Annotated in this window: 2 protein-coding genes and 1 pseudogene; all 3 read left to right on the top strand. The window is 57.7% G+C overall.

The window, feature by feature from the left end; genetic code table 11:
* The first annotated feature begins 503 nt into the window (after positions 1–503).
* The 3 genes and pseudogenes from EOA79_RS33285 (at position 504) to EOA79_RS30905 (ending at position 3,035) form a co-directional block, all read left to right on the top strand.
* Positions 504–752, top strand: coding sequence for a hypothetical protein (locus EOA79_RS33285; protein WP_095517117.1), 249 nt, complete (start codon positions 504–506; stop codon positions 750–752).
* Positions 753–842: 90 nt separating this feature from the next.
* Positions 843–1,883 (top strand): annotated as a pseudogene (nifA, locus tag EOA79_RS30910) (nif-specific transcriptional activator NifA); the annotation flags it as partial.
* A gap of 585 nt (positions 1,884–2,468) precedes the next feature.
* Positions 2,469–3,035 carry a sugar O-acetyltransferase gene (locus EOA79_RS30905; protein WP_128293617.1) on the top strand — a complete coding sequence of 189 codons (567 nt, stop codon included), beginning with the start codon at positions 2,469–2,471 and terminating at the stop codon, positions 3,033–3,035.
* The last annotated feature ends 246 nt before the right edge of the window (positions 3,036–3,281 follow it).

Raw genomic sequence — 3,281 nt, 5'->3', positions numbered from 1 at the left:
CAAGGTGCGCGTCGCCATGAGCAACGCCTTCGCCATGGGCGGCACGAACGCAGTTCTGGCATTCAGGCAGGTGTAGAAGCCATGCAAGACGCCTCATTTGAGGTCACCTGTCGTATCTAGCTGCTTGAGGGGCGGGGCATTGTGATACAGGGGGAGCTGTGTGGCCCCTCTTTCTCGGCCTCGACGATGTGGAAGGAGCCTGTGCGGCGAAACGGGCCGACGCCCCCCAGGCCCAGAACTTGGGCGAAACCAACTCCCACCAAAGGACAGCCGGTTTAGTAGCCGAACAATGAAGCCTCGCTCGACGAGCCGCCGCCTCTACTGTCTCCGGCATCACGCGGTTGAAGCGAACAGCGCAGCGGCTACTGTTCCGCACAACTCGGATGGCAATTGGGACAAGTCCGCACATGTCGTCACGTACGCTGAACGCCGCAGGTACAGCTAAATTGGGGGCGGGGCGTTTCTGCCGTTTTGATAGAATTCTATCAAACTGACAATTTTCCTTGCACAAATGCAAGGAGAGCTCGATTGACCCCTCCCTCTCTTGCGTCAACGATGGGTTTGCAGGCTGCGGTGCGGCAGAAGCCGGACAGAACGGCGACCGGTCGAGTAAAGGCCTGCGCAAACGGCATATTGCGAGCGCCCGCGCGGAGGAGAAGACGCTCGTCCTGGTGAAAGGCAACGATGCTCAGGCGCCATTGCCATTTGCCGAGGGCGTCCGCGCGCCGGAAATTTCGAAGCAACAAAGGTGAGATCGAGAATGATGATGACGAAATACAACACAGCTCACCGTCCAGTGCAGTTCTACCGGCGGGTGGCGGAGTGGGATGGGCTGCCAAATGGAACGTAAAAAGATCAGCAAGGAGATGCTTGGCGATAGTCAGGCGCTGCGCAAGCTGCGTGAGCACCTTGTCAAGGTGGCCAAGGCGAAGACTACGGTCCTGTTGCGAGGTGAATCCGGAACCGGCAAGGAGCTGGTTGCCAAAGCCATTCACGAGCTCTCGCCTCGCGCCAAGCAGCCCTTCATCAAGGTCAATTGCGCGGCGCTCACCGAGACGCTTCTGGAATCTGACTTGTTCGGTCATGAGAAGGGTGCCTTCACCGACGCGAGCAGTTTGCGCAAGGGGCGCTTTGAGGCTGCCGACAAAGGCACATTGTTTCTGGACGAGATTGGCGAAATATCAGGTTCGTTCCAGGCTAAGCTGCTGCGTGTCCTGCAGGAGCAGGAGTTTGAGCGCGTCGGCAGCAACCACACCATTAAAGTTGATGTTCGCGTGATTGCCGCAACGAACAGGGACTTGGAAACGGCAGTTCAACGCAAGGAGTTCCGGCAAGACCTCTATTATCGCATCAACGTCGTCACTTTACGCGTGCCGGCATTGCGCGAAAGGCGAGGTGATATTCCGCTCTTGGCCGCTCAGTTTCTCAAGAATTTCAATACTGAGAATGATCACACGCTGACCTTCGCTCCCGAAGCGATTGAGGTGCTAATGAACTGCGAATTTCCAGGTAACATCCGAGAGCTCGAAAACTGCGTTCAACGGACGGCAGTTCTGGCGACGGGTCCATCAATCCTCAGAACTGACTTTGCCTGTTACGCGGATCAGTGCTTGGCCGCGGCGCTGTGGAAGAACGGACCGCCGACGTCAGAGAAGTCGACTACGATCGAGCCTTCCGCCGCCTGTGCCGCCCCGCCCGTCGGCGACGGGCAACCGATAGGCCCTGCCACGACTCGTGGTAGGGTGCCCGATGCCGATACGGTCATTGCCGCCATGGAAAAGTGTGGCTGGGTGCAGGCAAAGGCGGCGCGCCTGCTCGGTTTAACCCCGCGCCAGATCGGCTACGTGCTGAGAAAACGCGGTATCGAGATCAAGCGTCTCTGAAACAACCCGCCGAGCAAGAGCTGGAGCAGGTCAAGCATTGGTGCTCTGGCGCCGAGCCCATCGGCCAGGCTTACGAAGTGAGTGTGAACAGCGCTGCCAAGATTCCGGCCGTGTGCTTTCTACCACCAGTCGTACTGGGGCTCTGCGACTGACAAACTAAAAAGGAGTAATCCTATGGCTAGTAACTTCGCTCTACACCGCAAGGGCAAATCAACTCGACGTGCCTGAAATCCAGAAATAATCGATGTATCATTGGTGACACGCCAGCATGCGTAGAGGCGACGCGCAGATCTCCGCTGGCGGGACCTGGTCGATACATAAGCTGATCGCTTACCGCTCGATATCGCGCCAATCTGAGATGGGCATGAAAGTGAGTTCGACCGCTGGACAGTCGCCGACTTCGTCAGGTATTGGCCCCTGCGACCGGTTGATCTGCGAATTTCCAACTTCGCAGAAGTTGGTCGAGACGAAACTGTCGCCCCGGCTCGTGACCGCGCGCCCGGCAAGACCGAGTTACAAAGTTGCCGAGGCCAGTTTGATGTGCGTTCCTGCATCACTGCACGGGACACGACCTGACGGGAGACTATGATGCGTAGCCAAAAAGAAAAGATGCTCGCAGGCGAGTTTTACAATGCGGCGGATCCGGAGATCCAAGCTGACCTGTTGGCCACCGGGGCTTGGCTCAAGCGGTACAATGATACGCTGGGGCAGACCACGGGGCATTGGCATGAGCTTTTGTCCGAGCGGCTGGGAGAGGTTGGGCGCGGAACGGTCATCCGTCCGCCCTTTTTTTGCGACTACGGATTCAATATCCGAATTGGCGCCAATGCCTACATCAACTTCAACTGCGTTATTCTTGACGTGGTAGAGGTCAAAATCGGGCAAGGAACGGCAATTGGGCCTGCCGTGCAGATTTATACCGCCGATCATCCACATGATGCCGAGCAGCGGCAGGCCGGCCTGCAGGTCGGGCGTCCTGTTCGCATTGGCAGCCGTGTCTGGATCGGCGGTGGAGCAATCATTCTGCCTGGCGTCACGATTGGCGATAATGCGGTCGTAGGCGCTGGCAGCGTGGTCACACGCGATGTTCCCGCCGGGGCAAAGGTAGTGGGAATTCCTGCTCGCATCGCCAACCCACATAAACAGGCATAATCAACCTCCTTGACCCTGGAGGTGCATGCGAACTGTCGAAACTGTGCCAAATTTCTGCCGAAGCCATTGAGCGCTGCATATCTTGTCGCGGTTCGGCTCGGGCGCTTCAGTTCTTTTGCCACGGGTGTCACAAAATCATGTGCGTAATGCCGCCGCAACGTGCTCACGTCCCGCAGCAGCGGGCCCTTTGACATGGCCCAACGAATTCAGAGCCTTCGTTGTGCTGCCAGTAGCATTACTGCTCAG

The organism is Mesorhizobium sp. M1A.F.Ca.IN.020.03.2.1 (assembly GCF_004023205.1).
Taxonomy (GTDB): domain Bacteria; phylum Pseudomonadota; class Alphaproteobacteria; order Rhizobiales; family Rhizobiaceae; genus Mesorhizobium.
Note: the sequence above shows the minus strand (reverse complement) of the source record. Positions and strands in the feature narration are given on the sequence as shown.

Coding starts and splice junctions, on each gene's coding strand:
- EOA79_RS30905 (WP_128293617.1), top strand. CDS start 2,469: ATGATGCGTAGCCAAAAAGAAAAGATGCTCGCAGGCGAGTTTTACAAT.